16 protein-coding genes are annotated in these 18,245 nt (G+C 71.6%); 6 read left to right on the top strand and 10 right to left on the bottom strand.

The genetic code is table 11. The features are described from left to right. Positions 1-44: 44 nt before the first annotated feature. Both bsh and NYZ95_RS01460 read left to right on the top strand, forming a co-directional pair. Positions 45-992 (top strand): choloylglycine hydrolase, encoded by a 948-nt coding sequence (gene bsh / locus NYZ95_RS01465; protein ID WP_262847997.1) that lies wholly within the window; start codon positions 45-47, stop codon positions 990-992. Positions 993-1,174: 182 nt separating this feature from the next. Beyond that, a complete protein-coding gene (locus NYZ95_RS01460; protein WP_262847995.1) occupies positions 1,175-2,395 on the top strand; it encodes an SGNH/GDSL hydrolase family protein in 1,221 nt (406 codons plus the stop codon). A gap of 171 nt (positions 2,396-2,566) precedes the next feature. Here the strand turns inward: NYZ95_RS01460 and NYZ95_RS01455 are convergent, their stop codons facing one another. The 5 genes from NYZ95_RS01455 to NYZ95_RS01435 are packed head-to-tail and all read right to left on the bottom strand — an operon-like array spanning position 2,567 to position 8,404. Continuing rightward, a complete protein-coding gene (locus NYZ95_RS01455; RefSeq protein ID WP_262847993.1) occupies positions 2,567-3,574 on the bottom strand; it encodes a sugar phosphate isomerase/epimerase family protein in 1,008 nt (335 codons plus the stop codon). Further along, positions 3,571-4,770, bottom strand: a complete 1,200-nt coding sequence (locus NYZ95_RS01450; protein WP_262847991.1) for a Gfo/Idh/MocA family protein — start codon at positions 4,768-4,770, stop codon at positions 3,571-3,573. The genes NYZ95_RS01455 and NYZ95_RS01450 overlap by 4 nt, the downstream gene beginning before the upstream one ends. Before the next feature lie 12 nt (positions 4,771-4,782). Further along, complete coding sequence (locus NYZ95_RS01445; protein WP_262847989.1) at positions 4,783-5,829, bottom strand: substrate-binding domain-containing protein; 1,047 nt, start codon at positions 5,827-5,829, stop codon at positions 4,783-4,785. A gap of 17 nt (positions 5,830-5,846) precedes the next feature. Beyond that, positions 5,847-6,857, bottom strand: a complete 1,011-nt coding sequence (locus tag NYZ95_RS01440; protein ID WP_262847987.1) for an ABC transporter permease — start codon at positions 6,855-6,857, stop codon at positions 5,847-5,849. Further along, the gene (locus tag NYZ95_RS01435; protein WP_262847986.1) at positions 6,854-8,404 is read right to left on the bottom strand and encodes a sugar ABC transporter ATP-binding protein; all 1,551 of its coding nucleotides are present in this window, start codon (positions 8,402-8,404) and stop codon (positions 6,854-6,856) included. Before NYZ95_RS01435 ends, NYZ95_RS01440 begins: the two co-directional genes overlap by 4 nt. 110 nt (positions 8,405-8,514) lie before the next feature. On the opposite strand from NYZ95_RS01435, the gene NYZ95_RS01430 reads away from it, so the two are divergent. Continuing rightward, on the top strand, positions 8,515-9,720 hold the full coding sequence (locus tag NYZ95_RS01430; RefSeq protein WP_262847984.1) for an ROK family protein: 1,206 nt from the start codon (positions 8,515-8,517) through the stop codon (positions 9,718-9,720). Positions 9,721-9,992: 272 nt separating this feature from the next. Here NYZ95_RS01430 and NYZ95_RS01425 read toward each other — a convergent pair whose 3' ends face one another. The 3 genes from NYZ95_RS01425 to xylB are packed head-to-tail and all read right to left on the bottom strand — an operon-like array spanning position 9,993 to position 13,743. Further along, entirely contained in the window at positions 9,993-11,150 is a 1,158-nt protein-coding gene (locus tag NYZ95_RS01425) for an ROK family transcriptional regulator (protein WP_262847982.1), read from the bottom strand. Beyond that, on the bottom strand, positions 11,147-12,322 hold the full coding sequence (gene xylA, locus NYZ95_RS01420; protein ID WP_262847980.1) for a xylose isomerase: 1,176 nt from the start codon (positions 12,320-12,322) through the stop codon (positions 11,147-11,149). The genes NYZ95_RS01425 and xylA overlap by 4 nt, the downstream gene beginning before the upstream one ends. Continuing rightward, a complete protein-coding gene (gene xylB, locus NYZ95_RS01415; protein WP_262847979.1) occupies positions 12,319-13,743 on the bottom strand; it encodes a xylulokinase in 1,425 nt (474 codons plus the stop codon). The genes xylA and xylB overlap by 4 nt, the downstream gene beginning before the upstream one ends. Before the next feature lie 84 nt (positions 13,744-13,827). Here xylB and menB point away from each other — a divergent pair, with 84 nt between their 5' ends. After that, positions 13,828-14,664, top strand: a complete 837-nt coding sequence (gene menB / locus NYZ95_RS01410) for a 1,4-dihydroxy-2-naphthoyl-CoA synthase (RefSeq protein ID WP_262847977.1) — start codon at positions 13,828-13,830, stop codon at positions 14,662-14,664. Then, positions 14,661-15,155: a thioesterase family protein gene (locus NYZ95_RS01405; protein WP_262847975.1), complete on the top strand. Its 495-nt coding sequence runs from the start codon at positions 14,661-14,663 to the stop codon at positions 15,153-15,155. Before menB ends, NYZ95_RS01405 begins: the two co-directional genes overlap by 4 nt. A 9-nt stretch (positions 15,156-15,164) precedes the next feature. On the opposite strand, the gene NYZ95_RS01400 is transcribed toward NYZ95_RS01405, so the two are convergent. Then, positions 15,165-16,553 (bottom strand): NAD-dependent malic enzyme, encoded by a 1,389-nt coding sequence (locus NYZ95_RS01400; protein WP_262847973.1) that lies wholly within the window; start codon positions 16,551-16,553, stop codon positions 15,165-15,167. 77 nt (positions 16,554-16,630) lie between these two features. Here NYZ95_RS01400 and NYZ95_RS01395 point away from each other — a divergent pair, with 77 nt between their 5' ends. Further along, the gene (locus NYZ95_RS01395; protein ID WP_262847971.1) at positions 16,631-17,794 is read left to right on the top strand and encodes an SLC13 family permease; all 1,164 of its coding nucleotides are present in this window, start codon (positions 16,631-16,633) and stop codon (positions 17,792-17,794) included. A gap of 16 nt (positions 17,795-17,810) precedes the next feature. On the opposite strand, the gene NYZ95_RS01390 is transcribed toward NYZ95_RS01395, so the two are convergent. Further along, positions 17,811-18,200, bottom strand: a complete 390-nt coding sequence (locus tag NYZ95_RS01390; RefSeq protein WP_262847969.1) for a pyridoxamine 5'-phosphate oxidase family protein — start codon at positions 18,198-18,200, stop codon at positions 17,811-17,813. Between the last annotated feature and the right edge of the window lie 45 nt (positions 18,201-18,245).

Raw genomic sequence — 18,245 nt, 5'->3', positions numbered from 1 at the left:
ATGGAACGAGCCACCCGGTCCCGGGCGGCGGCAAGGGGTCAGACATGTGCACAGGCATCAGGTTCTCCGACGGCGGCGACAACCTCTATCTCGCACGCAACCTCGACTGGACGGCCGGGTACGGCGAACGTGTGGTGGTGACGCCGACCGGTTATGCGACGAGGTCGCCGTTCGGCGCGGTGCCCGAGATCCGGCACGCCGTCATCGGCATGGGGATCGTCGAGGAGGACACCCCGCTCTACTTCGACTGCGGCAACGACGCCGGTCTGGCCGTCGCCGGGCTCAACTTCCCGGGATACGCCGAGTACAAGAAGGAGCCGGTGGAGGGCGCCACGAACGTCGCTGCGTTCGAGTTCCCGCTGTGGGTGGCCTCCCAGTTCGCCAGCGTGGACGAGGTCGAGGCTGCGCTCGGTGACGTCGTCGTCGTCGACAAGCCGATCAACGAGAAGTACCCGAGCTCGCTGTTGCACTGGATCATCGGCGACGCGAACCGCGCCATCGTGGTGGAGGCGACCAGCGAGGGTACGCAGGTCTTCGACGACGACGTCGACGTGCTGACCAACCAGCCCGGGTTCACGTGGCACCACGAGAACCTGCGCAACTACCTCAACACCTCGCCGGAGTTCCCCAAGGAGCTCGAGCTCCGGCGCGCGCACCTGGTCCCGTTCGGTTCGGGGTCCCACATGCGAGGGATCCCCGGCGACTACTACTCGCCGTCGCGCTTCGTGCGCGCCGCCTACGTCAACGCCCACTACCCGGACAAGACGAGCGAGGAGGAGAACGTCAGCCGCGCCTTCCACACCCTCCAGCAGGTGGCGATGGTCGACGGATGCGCCGCCATGGACTCGGGCGAGTTCGAGAAGACGATCTACACCGGGCTCTTCTCGGCGCGGACGACGACCTACTACTGGAACACGTACGAGGACCCGGCGATCCGCAGCGTGGCGATGTCCGAGCACGCACCCGACGGATCGAAGCTCGTGGTCGTCTAGCCCACCTGGGGACTTTCGACGCGATTCAGCAAAAGGGTGCGCGACCACCACAGGCCGGTCACATGATGACCTCAGGGCGGCGCGCCAGTCGGGGGATGGCACGCCGCCCCGCACCGGCCCTGTTGTGACGCGCGACACCTTCCGGCCTAGGGTGCTCTCACCAGTCGGAGGGAGAACCGATCGTGTCCATCTCACGCCGGGCCGCTGCCGTTGTGGCGGCGTGCGGCCTCACCGTCAGCGGCCTCGCTGCCGCTGCACCTACCCACGCGGCAGCGCCGGGACCGACGTACTATGTCTCGCTCGGTGACTCGCTCGCAACCGGTTGGCAACCGGACTCGCGTACGGACGAGCCCGAGACCGCGTACACGGGCCGCCTCTACGAGCAGCTCAAGAAGTCCGAACCGACGCTCCAGCATGTGGCCCTCGGGTGTGCCGGAGCGACCGCCCGCTCGGTGCTCACCGGGAGCCACGCCAACGGCAACCCCGGGGCATGCACGTACGAGGAGGGGACCCAGCTCGCTCAGGCGGTCGCGTTCCTGAACGAGCACCGCGGCCAGGTCGCGTACGTGACGGTCGGCATCGGCGCCAACGACGTGCACCCGTGCGTGCCGAACGGCGCCGACGGCGACGACATGCTGACGTGCCTCACCAAGCGGATCCAGTCGGTCGGGACCGACGTGTCCGCCATCGACGCCGCGCTGCGCAGCGCCGGCGGATCGAAGCCGCGCTACGTCGGGATGACCTACTACAACCCGTTCCTCGCGGGCTGGGTCTCGGGCAACAAGCCGCTCGCCGAGCTGTCGGTCGGCGTCGCCCAGGCGCTCAACAAGACCCTCACAGACGCGAATGCCAAGAACGGATTCGCGACGGCCGACGTCGCCGGCGCGTTCGCCTCGAACGACACGACGACGCTGGTGGACCTCCCGCCGTTCCCGGAGAAGGTCCCGCTCAGCGTGGCCCGCATCTGCACGTGGACGTGGATGTGCAGCAACGCCGACATCCACGCCAACGACGTCGGCCACCAGAAGATCGCCGACGCCTTCGTCGCCGCGCTCGCGCCGCGACCGGCCCCGACGCCGACCCCGACGCCCCCGGCGGCAAGGGCCACGACGACCACGAAGGCCACGCTCGTCGGCAAGCACCGCATCACGACGAAGAAGCGGGCAGCCGTACGGGTCCGGGTCCGCGCCGCAGGCAAGGCCAAGCCCGGTGGGGTGCTCGTCGTCAAGGACGGGAAGCGCGTGCTCAAGAAGGTGCGGGTCGGTGCCAGCGGCCGCAAGCGCGTCACGCTGCCCCGACTCAAGAAGGGCAGGCACCGCATCACGGTGACGTACAAGGGGTCGAAGACCACCAAGCCGAGCCGTTCCAAGCCGATCCGGATCGTGGTCGTCAAGCGCCGCTGAGACGACGGTGCGGGGGGGGGGGGGGGGGGGGGGCGCCCCCCCCCCCCCCCCCCCCCCCGGGGCGCGCTACACAGCCTGGCGGGGGGGGGGGGGGCGGGGGGGGGTGGGGGGGGGGGGGGGGGGGGGGGGGGGGGGGCCCCCCCCCCCCCCCCCCACCACGCGGCTGCGCCGTCAGTCCTTCGTGCTGAACGCCGCGTCGAAGGCTGCCGTCGGGGCGTCGAAGAGGTTCGCCTTGACGAAGGCCAGCGCCTCGGGGGCGCCGAGGAGTCGGTCCATGCCGGCGTCCTCCCACTCGATCGACACCGGCCCGTCGTACCCGATCGTGTTGAGCATCCGGAAGCACGCCTCCCACGGGACGTCACCACGTCCCGTCGACACGAAGTCCCAGCCACGTCGCGGGTCGGCCCACGGCAGGTGCGAACCGAGCCGACCGTTGCGCCCGTTGCCGACCTGCTTCTTCGCGTCCTTGCAGTCGACGTGGTAGATCCGGTCGCGGAAGTCCCACAGGAACCCGAGCGGGTCGAGGTCCTGCCAGACGAAGTGCGACGGGTCCCAGTTGAGACCGAACGCCTCCCGGTGACCGATCGCCTCGAGGGCGCGCACCGTGGTCCAGTAGTCGTACGCGATCTCGCTGGGGTGGACCTCGTGGGCGAAGCGCACACCCTCGGCGTCGAAGACGTCGAGGATCGGGTTCCATCGGTCCGCGAAGTCCTCGTACCCGGCGTCGACGAGCGCTTCCGACGCTGGCGGGAACATCGCGACGTACTTCCAGATGGACGAGCCCGTGAACCCGACGACCGTGTCCACCCCCAGCATGCGGGCCGCACGGGCGGTGTTCTTCATCTCCTCGGCCGCCCGCCGGCGTACGCCCTCGGGGTCGCCGTCCCCCCAGATCCGGTCGGGCAGGATGTCACGGTGGCGTGCGTCGATCGGGTCGTCGCACACCGCCTGGCCCTTGAGATGGTTCGAGATCGCGAAGACCTGGAGCCCGTACTTGTCGAGCACGTCGCGCTTGGACTGGACGTAGTCGTCCTCCTCGACCGCCGCCCATGGGTCGAAGTGGTCACCCCAGCAGGCGATCTCGAGACCGTCGTAGCCCCAGCCGGCCGCGAGCCGCGCCACCTCCTCGAACGGCAGGTCGGCCCACTGGCCGGTGAACAGCGTGATCGGTCGCGTCATGGTGCTTCTCCTTGCTGGGAGACTCGGTGCTGACGGGAGTCGTCGAGCGCGCTCGCCTCCACCGCCGCCAGGACCCGCTGGACGGCGAGCCCGTCGGCGAAGGACGGAGAGGGCTGCTCGCCGGCGGCGATCGCCCGGACGAGGTCGACGACCTGGTGGGTGAAGCCGTGCTCGTACCCGAGGCCGTGCCCCGGCGGCCACCACGCGCCCGCGTACGGGTGCGTGGGCTCGGTGACGACGATCCGGCGGAAGCCGGCGGTCTCGGCCGGCTCGGTGGCGTCGTAGAACTGAAGGAGGTTCATCTCCTCGAAGTCGAACGCGATCGCCCCGTCCGACCCGCTGACCTCCAGACGCATCGCGTTCTTGCGCCCGGTCGCGAAACGTGTCGCCTCGAAGACCCCCAAGGCGCCGTTGTCGAACCGGGCGGTGAACGCCGCGGCGTCGTCGACCGTCACCGGGCCGCGCTCGGCGTCGGCGCTCCCGCTGCCGCCGAGCGTGCCGTGCTCCCCCGCGACCGGCCTGGTGTCGACGAACGTCTGCAGGACGCCGCTGACCGAGCTGATCGTGGAGCCGGTCAGGAAGTGCGCCGCGTCGACGAGGTGCGCGCCGATGTCGCCCAGCGCACCGGAGCCTGCTTGCGCCTTGTCGAGGCGCCAGCTGAGGGGGGTGTCGGGGTCGACGAGCCAGTCCTGGAGGTACTGCGCACGGACGTGCCGGATCGTCCCGAGACGCCCGTCCGTGACCAGCTGACGCGCGAGCGAGAGCGCGGGCGTACGGCGGTAGGTGAAACCGACCATCGCGTACACCCCGCGCGCCGACGCCTCGGCAGCCGCGTCGGCCATCTGCTCGGCCTCCTCGACCGTGTTGGCCAGCGGCTTCTCGCACAAGACGTGCTTGCCCGCCCGCAGCGCCGCGACCGCGATCTCCACGTGGGTACTGCCAGGAGTGCAGATGTCGATCAGGTCGATGTCGTCGCGCGCGACCAGCGACCGCCAGTCGGTCTCCACGGACTCCCAGCCGAAGCGGTCGGCGACGGCGCCCGCCGCCGCGGCATCACGCCCGCACAGGGCGCGCAGCCGCGGGGCGAGCGGCAGGTCGAAGAACGACGGGGCGGTCCGCCACGCCTGTGAGTGCGCCGCACCCATGAAGGCGTAGCCGACCTGCCCGACGCCGAGCTCACGTGAGGTTTCTGTCATCGGGCTCATCCGTCAGGACTCGAAGGCCGAGTCCATGTACTGGTCGACGTTCTCCTTCGTCACGGTCGGCGCCGCGAGCTGGACGACCCTCGGCACCTCGACCTCGGCGAGGTCGGACATGGACCGACCCTGGGCGATCAGCCGGGCGAGCTTGATGCCGTCCGCGCCCTGGGTCGACGGGTAGATGACGGTCGCCTTCAGGACGGTGTCGTCCGCCTCGATCGACCGCATCACGTTGGCCGACCCCGCACCGCCGACCATGACGAACTCGTCGCGTCCGGCGTTCTCGATCGCCGCCATGACGCCGACGCCCTGGTCGTCGTCGTGGTTCCAGAGGAAGTCGATCTTCGGTGCCGCCTGGAGCAGGTTGGCGGCGGCGCGCTCGCCGGTCTCGACGGTGAACTCGGCGGCGACCCGGTTCGACACCTTCAGACCGCAGTCGGCCAGCGCGTCCTTGAACCCCCGCGAACGGTCCTGGGTCAACGGCAGCGAGTCGATGCCTGCGATCTCCGCGACCACCGCCCCGGTGTCGCCGTCGGCCTGCTCGCAGATGTACGTCCCCGCCGAGACGCCCATGCCGTAGTTGTCACCCAGCACGGTCGTCCGTGCCGCGAACGGCGAGTCGAACTCGCGGTCGACGTTGATCACCGGGATGCCCGCCTCCATCGCGCGGGTCGCCACGTCGGTCATCGCCGCCCCGTCGAACGGCAGCAGCACGATCGCGTCGACCTTGTCGTTGATGAAGGTCTCGACCTGCGAGATCTGCAAGTTCACGTCGTTCGTGCCTTCGGCGTGGATCAGCTCGACGTCGTCGAACGCGTCGGCCTGCTCGAGGGCGGCATCCGTGATGGCCGCCATCCAGCCGTGGTCGGCGGCCGGCGCCGAGAAGCCGATGCGTACGGTCTCGCCCGACTCGGCGTTGTCCGCGGCGCCGGCGTTCGCGGCGTTGTCGCCACCGTCGTCGTCGGAGCTGTTCGTGCACGCGGACAGGACCAGGGCGGCGGACGCGAACGCTCCGCCGATCGCCAACAGTCGTCGGCGCGGGGTGGTGGTGGACATGCCGTCTCCTCGGTGGGTTAGGTGGTGCGGTTCGCCAGCCGCTGCTGGAGGAGCACAGCGACGACGATGATCACGCCCTTGGCGACGGCCTGGACGGACGTCGACAGGTTGTTGAGCGTGAAGACGTTGGTGAGGGTGGTGAAGATCAGGACCCCGAGCAGCGTCCCGACGACGGTGCCGCGTCCGCCGCTCAGGAGCGTGCCGCCGATGACGACGGCCGCGATCGCGTCGAGCTCCCACATCAGGCCGTGGGTCGACGATCCGGTCTGCGTGCGCGACATGAGCATCACGGCGGCCAGGCCGCACGTCGCGCCCAGCAGCGCGTACAGGTAGACGGTGTGCCGCTGGACCTTGATGCCCGCCAGACGGGCGGCCTCGGTATTGCCGCCGACGGCGAACGTCCGGCGTCCGAACGTCGTGCGGTTGAGCAGGAACCACCCGGCGATCACGACCAGGGCGAAGAGGAAGACGATCACCGGGACGCCGAACGGCCGCGCGCCGAGCGCGTCGCGGAACCCCTGGTCGCGGATGATCTGCGTCTTGCGGTCAGCGAGGATCTCGGCGAGCCCGCGGGCGCTGGCCAGCATCGCCAGCGTCGCGATGAACGGGACGATCTTGCCGTAGGCGATGAGGACGCCGTTGATCACGCCGCACGCGATGCCGACGGCGATCGCCGTGGTGACGATGACGATCCAGCCGACGTTCTCTGCCATCGCCTGCGTCCCCGTCGTCGACGCCCACACCGACGCCAGGGCCACGATCGCCCCGACCGACAGGTCGATGCCGCCGCCGGTGATCACGAAGGTCATGCCGATGGCGACCACGCCGATCGCCGAGGCGAGGCTGAGGACGGTGATGACGTTGTTGGTGCTGGCGAACCGGTCGCCGGCCGTGACCAGCCCGACGACGCACAGCAGCACCAGCGCGACGACGAGTCCGAGGTTGCGGGCGACGCCGAGCGATCGCGCGCGCTTCTGAGGGTGTGCCGTCGCCGGCTTCGTGCTCCCTGTGACCGAGGAGGTACTCACGCGGCATCACCTTTCGGGTCGTGGGCGGCGGTGTGGTCGTCGGCCGCCTCGTGGGTCGCGAGGATCAGGTCGAGCACCGCGTGGGCGTCGAGCGAGTCCGACGCCGCGGCGTGGACGACCCGCCCGTCGGCGACGACGAGGACGCGGTCGGAGAGGCCGAGGACCTCGTCGATGTCGCTGGAGACCACCACCACCGCCAGGCCGTCGTCGGCGAGGGAGCGGATGAGGGCGTAGATCTCGCTGCGGGCACCGACGTCCACACCACGGGTCGGCTCGTCGAGGAGGAGGACGCGGCACGACCGGAGCAGCCAGCGCGCGAGGACCACCTTCTGCTGGTTGCCCCCTGAGAGCGTGCGCGTGACCCGGTCGGGATCGTCGGGTCGTACGTCGACGGAGCGGGCCGCCTCGTGGGCGGCCGCACGCTCGGCAGCGTCGCGGGTCGCGCCCAGCCGGGAGAACCGCGTCAGGCTCGCCAGCGAGATGTTGCGGGAGACGACCTCGTCGAGGACCAGGCCCTGCGACTTGCGCTCCTCCGGGCACAGCCCGAGGCCGGCGGCCACGGCAGCGTCGACCGAGCCGCGTCGCAGGGCGCGCCCGTCCACCGTCACCGAACCCCGGTGCGCCCTGCGGGCGCCGTACACCGTCTCGACGATCTCGCTGCGCCCGGCGCCGACCAAGCCGGCGAGACCGACGATCTCGCCCGGTCGTACGGAGAAGGACACGTCCTCGAACTCGCCGTCGCGCCCGAGCCCGTCGACCACGAGGAGCGGCGGCGCCTCGGGGACCGGTTCGGTGCGCCGAGGGAACTCTGCGGAGACCTCGCGGCCGGTCATGAGCGCGACCAGCTCCGACGTCGGTGTGTCGCGCGCGGAGAGATCGGCGGCCACCGTGCGGCCGTCCTTCAGCACCGTCAGACGGTCGCCGATGCGGCGGATCTCCTCGAGGCGGTGGGAGATGTAGAGGATCGCCTTGCCGGACGCTCGGAGGCCCTCGATCACCCGGAAGAGGCCCTCGACCTCGTCCGGGTCGAGCACCGCAGACGGCTCGTCCATCACGATCAGGCGAGCACGGCGCGACAGCGCGCGGGCCACCGAGACGATCTGCTTGCCGGCCGCCGACAGGCTGCCGATCTCACGCGCCGGCCTGATCTCGGGGTGGCCCAGCGACGTGAGCAGCTCGCGCGCGGCGCGGCGGGTGTCGGCGACCCGAGCGAAGCCGAGGCGCGTCTTCTCGTGGCCGAGGAAGATGTTGTCGGCCACGCTGAGCCCGTCGACGAGGTCGAGCTCCTGGTAGATCGTGGCGATCCCGGCGTCGAGCGCCGCCTGCGGATCACCGAACGAGACCGGCTCGCCGTCGAGGCGGATCTCCCCCTCGTCCACGGCGTGCGCCCCGGAGAGCACCTTGATCAGCGTCGACTTGCCAGCGCCGTTCTGCCCGAGAAGGCAGTGCACCTCCCCCGCGCGCAGCGTGAGGTCGACGCCGTCGAGGGCACGCACCCCGGGGAACGTCTTGACGATCCCGGTGAGCTGGAGCAGCGGCTCGGACATGCGCGTGATGCTAGTCACACGTAATGACGGTGGTCAAGCAAAAGTCTGATTCCGGTCGACATGGTTCTGTCAGACTTGACGACAGAAGTAGGCATGGGAGACTACTTTTCATGGATTCGCCCGCGCCGCAGACGAGCACGCCGACTGCAGCCCGCGAGGTCTTCCAGCTGATGCGCGACGGGCGGGCGCGGACCAAGGCCGAGATCGCCGAGCTCACGTCGCTGGCACGTTCGACGGTGTCGGCCCGCCTGGACCTGCTGCTGTCCGCCGGCCTTCTCGTCCCCGTCGGCGAAGCGGCGTCGACCGGCGGCCGTCCGCCGCTGAGGTTCGCGCTCAACGCCGCCTCGTACGCCGTGCTGGCGGTGGACCTGGGAGCGAGCCACGCCGCGGTCGCGATCGTCGACCTCGCGGGCGAGGTCCTCGACGAGGTCACCGTGTCGAGCGACATCACCGAGGGGCCGAAGCCCGTGCTCGACCGCGTCACAGGACTGGCGCGGCGCCTGCTCGCCAACCAGGGGCTCACCCCCGACGCGGTGGCTGGGATCGGCGTCGGGGTCCCCGGTCCCGTCGAGCACTCGACAGGGCGCCCCGCGAACCCGCCGATCATGCCCGGCTGGCACGACTTCGACATCCCTGCGTACCTCGGCGTGACGTTCCCCGTCCCGGTGCTCGTCGACAACGACGTCAACGTCATGGCGCTCGGCGAGCACACGACCCGCTGGCCGGAGACGAGCGACCTCCTGTACGTGAAGGTGGCCACCGGCATCGGCTCGGGGATCATCTCCAACCGGCGGCTCGTCCGCGGGGCGCTCGGGTCCGCCGGCGACCTGGGCCACGTGCAGGTGTCCGGGCGCGGCGAGGACGTCGCCTGCCGGTGCGGCAACCTCGGCTGCCTGGAGGCCGTCGCCGCGGGGCCGGCGATCGCGAAGGAGCTCAGCGAGAGCGGCCTCACCATCGAGTCGCCGCAGGACGTCGTCGCGGCCGTCGAGCGCGGCGAGGTCGAGGCGGTCCGCGCCGTACGCGAGGCGGGACGCGCGATCGGCAGCGTGCTCGCGACGTGCGTGAGCCTGCTCAACCCGTCCGTCGTGGTGGTCGGCGGCTCGATGTCGGCGACCGGGGAGTACCTCCTTGCCGGCATCCGCGAGGTCGTCTACCGGCGTTCCCTCCCCCTCGCCACGCACCAGCTGCGCATCGTCAGCTCGCCGCTGCACGGACGCGAGGCGCTCGTCGGCGCGGCCGCCATGGTGCTCGAGGACGTGCTCTCCCCCCGCTCCGTCGACGCCCTCATCGAGCGCCGCTCCCGCGCCAGCGCCTGAGGCGGGCGGTCCCGCGCCGCACGGCTCGCCGCACCGTTCTGCCCGGACGGTTTGCCACGCTGGCGTGCCAAACCCTCGTACGGACGCCGTGGTTGCCACGCCAACCACGACTTCCCACGCTGGCGCGCCAAACCGCGGGCGGGGCGGGGGCGGGGCGCACGGTTTGCCACGCCGGCGTGGCAAACCCTCGTACGGACGCCGCGGTTGCCACGCCAACCACGACTTCCCACGCTGGCGTGGCAAACCGCGGCGCGGGGCGGGGCGGGGGCGGGTCAGAGGGCGCGGGCGCCGGTGAAGACGGCGGTCAGCGCTTCCTCGGCCGCGCCGGCAGCGGCGGCGCCGAGGCCGAGGGTGCTCAGCCGCAGGTCGAGCGGGGCGTACGGAGCCGACGTCAGGCGGGACTGCGCCGTACGCGTGGCCGAGGGGATCAGGTACGGCGCGAGCGGGACGAAGCAGCCACCGAGGACGACAGCGTCGGGGTCGAGGATGTTGGCGACGGTCGCGAGTCCCCGCCCGAGGACCTCCCCGACACCCGCCAAGGCGGCCGCGACGGCGGCGTCGTCGGCCGCCCGTGCCGCGATCGCGTGAGCTGACTCCAGCGGGGTGCCGCGCTCGTCGACGCCCGCAGCGGCGAGGAGAGCCCGCAACCCCACGGACGCCTCCCAGCACCCCCGCCGCCCGCAGCCGCACAGCGCGGCGGGGTCGCCCAGCGGGATGTGCCCGACCTCCCCGGCGAACCCCGACGTGCCCCGGACGATCACGCCGCCGCTGATGACGCCTGCGCCGATCCCGACCGTCCCGGTGACGTACACCGACTGGCCGAGCCCCACCGTCGCACCCCGGCGCGCCTCGGCCAGCGCGGCGCAGTTGGCGTCGTTCTCCACGGTGACGTCGAGACCCGTCACCGCCGCGAGGTCGCGGGCCAGCGGACGTCTCTCCCACCGAAGGTTCGGCGCCATCGCGACGACGCCGCGCGCCTGGTCGACGAGACCGGGCACCGCCACCGTCGCACCGACGACGTCGGCACCGCGGCCGGCAAGTGTCGCCTCGACCGTCCGCGCGAGATCGACGAGCACGGCGTACGGGTCCCGCCCTTCGGCAGGCACGGTCTCCTCGAGCCGCACGGCCCCGCCGAGGTCGACGGCGACCGCGGACACGTAGTCGACGTTGACCTCCAGCCCGAGCCCGACGACGGCAGAGCCGGTGAGGATCACCGGGCGCCCCGGCCGGCCGCGCATCCCCGGGGTGGCGTCGACCTCCTGCACGTGCCCGCCGTCGGCGAGGGTGCCGACGATCGTCCCGACGGTCGCCTTCGCGAGCCCAGTACGTCGGGCCAGCTCCGTACGCGTGGCCGGCCCCTCGTGCCGGAGGCTCCGCAGGACGGCCGCGGTGTTGCGGCGACGCAGGTCCTCGGTGGCGACGAGGTTCACCCGCGCACGCCGTACAGGTGCTCGAGGGCGAGCTGGTCGAGGTGCTCGAACGCGGCACCGCGGGCAGCGAGCTGCTCGGGGTCGGCGAGCTCGGCCTGCTCCAGCTCGCGCCACCCTTCGCCGTCGTCGAGCGTCGGCACCGCGAGCTCGGGCAGCCGGGCGGTCTCGAGGGCGGCCTGGACCTCGGGGTCGGCCCGGAACGCCCGCACCTTGTCACGCAGCACGAGGTAGTTCGTCATGCACGCTGCGGCCGCGACCCACACCCCGTCCTCGTCCTCGGTCCGCGGTGTCTTGAAGTCGAAGTGCACTGGGCCGTCGTACCCCCCGGTCTCGAGCGCGTCGACCACCCAGAACGCACCACGCGCGTTGCCCGCACCGAAGCGCAGGTCCTGGTCGTAGCGCGGACCGTGCTGGCCGTTGAGGTCGATGTGGAAGAGCTTGCCGTGCCAGAGCGCCTGCGCGTAACCGTGCGCCGCGTTCATCCCCGCCATCTCCTCGTGCCCGACCTCGGGGTTCACGCCGACGTTCTCCGACCGGTCGAGCGTCTCGATGAACGCGAGCGCGTGCCCGATCGTGGGAAGGAGGATGTCACCGCGGGGCTCGTTCGGCTTCGGCTCGATCGCGAACTTGAGGTCGTACCCGCGGTCGTGCACGAACTCACCGAGGACGTTGAACGCCTCCCGGTAGCGGTCCAGCGCCGCCGCGACGTCCTTCGACGCCCCCGACTCGGCGCCCTCGCGACCACCCCAGCACACGTACACCTTCGCCCCGAGCTCGGCGGCGAGGTCGATGTTGCGCATGACCTTGCGGATCGCGAAGCGGCGGACGTCGCGGTCGTTCGAGGTGAAGCCGCCGTCCTTGAAGACCGGGTGGGTGAAGAGGTTGGTCGTGGCGGTGGTGACGACGAGGCCGGTGTCGGCGAGGCCCTTCTTCCAGCGCTCGACGATCCGCTGGCGGGTCGCGTCGTCGGAGCCGAACGGGATCAGGTCGTCGTCGTGGAAGTTCACGCCGTACGCCCCGAGGTCGGCGAGCCGCTCCAAGGCGTGGACCGGGTCCATCTCGCCACGGGTCGGATCGCCGAACGGGTCACGGCCCGGATAGGCGACGGTCCACAGGCCGAAGGAGAACTTGTCCGCAGGGGTGGCCTCGGGGATGGGTGTGGGGATGGTCATGATGTCCTCTCGGTTCGGGTCCACGCGCCCGTACGGTCACGCAGGTCGGCGTACGCCCCGCGTACGGCCGGGGTCGGGTCGGCTTCGAGCACCTGGGTGCCCGCCGACGGCCAGTCGGGCGGAGCGTCGGTCCCGGCGCGCGCCCACGCCGCCTGGCGTGCAGCGCCGAGCGCGACGTACTCGGCCGGGACGGGCAGGTGGACGGGGGTGCCGAGGACGGCCGGTGCGAGCGCGCGGACGGCCGGGTTCGCCGTGGCGCCGCCGATCAGCAGCACGCGCCCCTCGGTCTCGCCGGTACGGCTGCGGACCAGGTCGACGGCGTCGGCGAGCGCACACAGCAGCGCCTCGACGGCGGCCCGCGCGACGTCCTCTCGAGACGTCGCCGGCGTCATGCCGGTCCAGGTCCCGGTCGCGTCGGGGCGGTCGGGCGTCCGCTCGCCCCCGTAGTAAGGAAGGACGGTCAACCCGCCGGCGCCGGGCGACGACGCGAGGGCCAGCCGACCCAGCTCGGCGTGGTCGACACCGAGCAGGCGGGCGTGGAGGTCGAGGATGCCGGCCGCGTTCATCGTCGTGGCCATCGGCAGGTAGCGGCCGGTCGCGTCGGCGAACCCGGTCACCGCCCCCGTCCCGTCTGCCACCGGGGTGGTCGAGACGGCGCTCGCGACGCCGGAGGTGCCGATCGAGACCGCGATGTCACCGGGCAGCAGCGCCAGCCCGAGCGCCGCGCCCATGTTGTCGCCCGTACCGCCGGCGAGGACGAGACCTGCCCCGTCCTCGTACGCCGCCGCCTCGTACGCCGCCGCGCCGTCTTCGACGACCCTGGGCAGGGCGACCGGGCGTCCCAGCGCACGCTCGGCGAGGTCGTGGCGCCACACCGTGCGACGAGCGTCGAAGTAGCCGGTGCCCGACGCGTCGCCGCGGTCGGTGAACGGCTCGGTCGCCCGCCCCGTGAGGTGCCACGACACGAAGTCGTGCGGAAGCATCACCCGCTCCACCCGGGCGGCGGCGTCGGGACGGTGGTCGCGCAGCCACCGCAGCTTGGTCGCGGTGAACGAGGCGACGAGCACGCTGCCGACGGCGTCGGCGCACGCCTGCGGGCCGCCCATCTCGTCGACCAGGTCGCGGGCAGCCTGCGCCGACCGGGTGTCGTTCCACAGGAGGGCGTCATGAACGGGCTCGTCGGCGCCGTCCAGCGCGACCATCCCGTGCTGCTGGCCGGCGACCGCGACCGCACCGGCCCGTCCGAGCCAGTCGCCGACGGCGTCGTCGCACGCCTTGAGCCAGTGGCGCGGGTCGACGGCCGTCCCGGCCGGGTGGCGTACGGCGCGCCGGTCGAGGACCTGGCCGTCTGCCGGGTCCACCAGGACGGCCTTGGTCGCGGTGGTCGACGAGTCGATGCCGACGACAAGAGTGTGAGCCACGTCACCCTGTTTAGTACGAGTCTCGAATTAATGTCAAGGCGTCGCCCCTCCGGACCCGATCGGCGGCCCGTGGACAATGGCCCCATGACTGACTCGACCCCCACCGTCTGGAACTCCGTCGGCGACTACTCCGACATCCGGTACGAGACCACGGACGACGGCATCGCCAAGATCACGATCAACCGCCCCGAGGTGCACAACGCCTTCCGGCCGCAGACGATCATCGAGATCTCCGACGCCCTCACCGTGGCGCGCGAGGACGAGTCGGTCGGCGTCATCATCCTCACCGGCGCCGGCGACAAGGCGTTCTGCTCCGGCGGCGACCAGCGCGTCCGCGGCGACTCGGGCTACAAGACCGACGCCGGCGCGACCGGCCGTTTCCACGTGACCGACCTGCACGTCCAGATGCGCCGCTGCCCCAAGCCGATCGTCGCGATGGTGGCCGGCTGGGCGATCGGCGGCGGCCACGTGCTCCACGTCGTCGCCGACCTCACGATCGCCGCCGACAACGCGCGCTTCGGCCAGGTCGGCCCGAAGGTCGGCTCGTTCGACGGCGGCTTCGGCGCGAGCTCGCTCTCGCAGCTGGTCGGCATGAAGAAGGCCAAGGAGATCTGGTTCCTCTGCCGCCAGTACGACGCCCAGCAGGCGCTCGACATGGGCATGGTCAACGCCGTCGTCCCGCTCGAGGACCTCGAGACCGAGACGGTGAAGTGGTGCCGCGAGATGCTCGCGCTCTCGCCGTACGCGCTGCGCCTGATGAAGGCCAGCTTCCACGCCGCCGAGGACGGGTACGCCGGGCTGCAGCAGCTCGCGCACGACACGAACCTGCTGTTCTACGGCAACGACGAGGCCAAGGAGGGCCGCGAGGCGTACAAGGAGAAGCGCAAGCCCGACTTCACCCAGTTCCCCCGACGCGCGTGAGCGGCGTGCTGCAGGTCGCGGACCTCGCCGGTGTCGAGCCGAGCCTGGTCCTCACGGTCCCGCCGGAGTTCGAGGACGAGAACGGCCACGTCAACATCCGGCACTACTTCGACGTGCACGCGCGCGCGGCCGACCGCGCGTTCGAGGCGCTCGGCGTCGACGACGCCTACCGGGACGCACGCGGGCTCAGCGTCTTCAGCATCGACCACCGCATCCGCTACCTCGACGAGGTCCTGGTGGGTCAGGACATGGCCGTGTACGTCCGGTTCCTGACGCGCTCGGCGAAGCTCGTGCACGGGATCCAGGCGCTCTTCAACGCCACCACGGGCGCGCTGGCCAACACCTTCGAGTTCGTCGAGGGCCACGTCAGCCTGGAGCAGCGGCGTACGGTGCCGTGGCCCGACGACGTCGCCGCTCGGATCGACGCCGCGATCGCCTCGGGCGCGACGTGGCCGCCGCTCCCGCACGAGCCGGGGCTGGGCCTGCGCTGACCCAGGCGGTCACCGCGGCGGCGCGGCGGCCTCCCGGACGGCCTCGGCGACGCGGTCGTGCACGTCGGGGTGGAAGACGCTCGGGATGATGTAGTTCGCGTTGAGCTCGTCGTCGGAGACAGTCGCGGCGATCGCCTCCGACGCCGCGAGCAGGACGTCGGTGCCGATGCCGTGGCTCTGCGCGTCCAGCAGGCCGCGGAACACGCCGGGGAACGCGAGCACGTTGTTGATCTGGTTGGGGTAGTCCGAACGCCCCGTCGCCACCACGGCGGCGTGGGCGCGCGCGAGCCCCGGGTCGATCTCCGGCGTCGGGTTCGCCAGCGCGAACACGATCGCGCCCTCGTTCATCGCCTCGACGTCCTCGACCGACAGGACGTCGGGCGCGGAGACCCCGATGAAGACGTCGGCACCGCCGATCACGTCGTGCAGCGTCCCCGAAGTCCCGCGCGGGTTGGTGTGCTCGGCGATCCAGGCGAGCTGCCCCGCCAGGGCGGGCCGGTCGAGGCACACGACGCCGTCGATGTCGCACACCACCACGTCGCGCGCCCCGGCCTCCAGGACGAGCTTGAGGATCGCGGTGCCGGCAGCGCCGGCACCGGACATGACGATCCGTACGTCCGCGAGGTCCTTGCCGACGACGCGGAGGGCGTTGCGCAACGCGGCCAGCGCGACGATCGCGGTGCCGTGCTGGTCGTCGTGGAACACCGGGATGTCGAGGCGGGCGCGCAGCCGGTCCTCGATCTCGAAGCACTTCGGCGCGGCGATGTCCTCGAGGTTGATCCCCGCGAAGCCCGGCGAGATCGCGGCCACGGTCTCGACGATCGAGTCGACGTCGTGGGTGTCGAGGCACAGCGGCCACGCGTCGATGTCGGCGAAGGTCTTGAACAGCGCCGCCTTGCCCTCCATCACCGGCAGGGCCGCGTGCGGACCGATGTTGCCCAGTCCGAGGACGGCAGACCCGTCGGTGACGACCGCGACGGCGTTGCGCTTGACCGTCAGACGCCGCGCATCCTCCTTGTCACGGGCGATGGCCTGGGAGATCCGCGCGACGCCGGGGGTGTAGATCATCGACAGGTCGTCACGGGTGCGCAGCGGGTGCTTCGTCGCGACCTCGATCACGCCGCCGAGGTGCATGAGGAACGTCCGGTCGGAGACCTTCTTGACGTCGGCGTCGCCGATCGCCTTCAGCGCGTCGACGATCCGGTCGGCGTGGTCGGTGTCGGACGTCGCGACCGTGAGGTCGATCCGGAGGACCTCGGTGTGGGACCCGGTCACGTCGAGCGCCGTCACGACGCCCCCGGCCTTCTCGACGACGGTGGTCAGGTCGCTCACGGCCGAGCCCCCTGCCGGGACCTCGAGCCGGATGGTGATGGAGTACGAGACGCTCGGAGCTGGCACCTGACAAGACTGTCACACGATCCGATCCCAGACATGAGGCAGCCCTCATGTTCGCGCCGACTCCCTACCCTTGACCGGTGAAAGTCCGGCACCTCCTCGTGATCGCGGTGGCCACCCTCGTGATCGTGACCGGGTGGCTCCCGCGCGAGGACGCCCTCGCGCTCGCCGCGCGCACCGGACCGGTGCTGGTCTTCGTCGTCGCGATCACCGCGTACGCCGAGCTCTGCGCCGTCAGCGGGCTGTTCGACGCCGCTGCCGGCGTGGCCGTACGCGTGGCCACGGGGCGCCGGATCCTCCTGTGGCTCTCCGTCGCCGCGCTGGCGACGCTCTGCACGGTGACGCTCTCCCTCGACACCACGGCCGTCCTGCTCACGCCGGTGGTCGTGGCGATGGCGCGCCGCACCGGAGCAGCGGCGCTCCCCCTCGCGATGACGGTGCTCGCCCTGTCCAACACGGCGTCGCTGCTCCTGCCGGTCTCGAACCTGACGAACCTGCTCGCCGCACCCGACCTCGCGCGCGAGGGATCGAGCTACCTCGCCGTGATGGCCCTTCCTGCCCTCGCGGTCCTCGTGACGACCCTGCTGGTCCTCGCCGTCCTCTACCGCCGCGGGATCGGGGGCCGCTTCGTGGCCGAGCCCGGGCCCCGCCCGGAGGATCCGGTGCTCCTCAGGGCCGCGGCCGTCGTCACGGTGGTCATGGTCGCCGGGTTCGTCCTCGGCCAGGACTACGCGCTCGTCGCCACCCTCGGCACGCTGGTGCTCGGCACCGCCGTCCTCCTGCGGCGCCACAGTCTTGTCGTCCCGCTCGCCGACCTCGTCCCGTGGCCGATGCTCCTCACCGTGGCGGGACTCTTCGTCGTGGTCGCCGGTGCGCACGCGCACGGCCTCGCCGACCTCGCCGGCGACGTGGCGGGGACGGGTGCCGGGCCCGCCGACCTCGCCCAGCTCGCCTTCGTCGGAGCGCTGGCGGCCAACGGGCTCAACAACCTCCCGGCCTTCCTGGCCCTAGGGCCGGTGGCGCTGGACGACGCCGCCCGTACGGCCACCCTGCTCGTCGCGGTCAACGCGGGGCCGCTGATCACACCGTGGGGTTCCCTCGCGACGCTGCTGTGGTGGCGGCAGGTCCGCCGTCACGGGGACCCCTCGGACCAGCCGGGGTGGCGGCAGGTCGTCGGCCAAGGTCTCGTCCTGGCTCCGCTGGCCGTCGCCGCAGGCACGCTCGCGGTCGTCGTGAGCAGCTGAGACTGCGCCCGCGGCGTCAGGTGACCCTGCGGCCGGTGATCTCTTCGATGGGAAGGCGGAGCAGCACCGTGCTCGGCATGCCGGGCCAGGGCTTCGGCTCGAAGTCCGGGACCTCGATGTCCTCGTCGACGAGGCTGACCGTGCCCCGGACCTTCACGCTCCAGCCCGTCTGCGACAACCGGTCGAAGTAGGTCACCAGGAAGGCGACCTCCTGGTGCTCCTTGGCGAGCGCGGCCAGCGTGCCCTCCACCACCGTCCGGATGTAGATGACGCCCTCGCCCAAGCTGTAGTTGACCGGCGCGATGTCGACGCCTCGGGTCGAGTGGTACGCGAGGTGCCCCACGCGGGCGGTCCCTAGGAGCTCGCGGGTCTCCTGAGGATCGAGGTCGATCAACGCTTTGCTCATCTCTCACCTCCTGGCGTACTTCGAGTCTACGTCGCGGGTGCTGCC

This window comes from Mumia quercus (assembly GCF_025506335.1).
In the GTDB taxonomy this organism is placed as follows: Bacteria; Actinomycetota; Actinomycetes; order Propionibacteriales; family Nocardioidaceae; genus Mumia; species Mumia quercus.
Note: the sequence above shows the minus strand (reverse complement) of the source record. Positions and strands in the feature narration are given on the sequence as shown.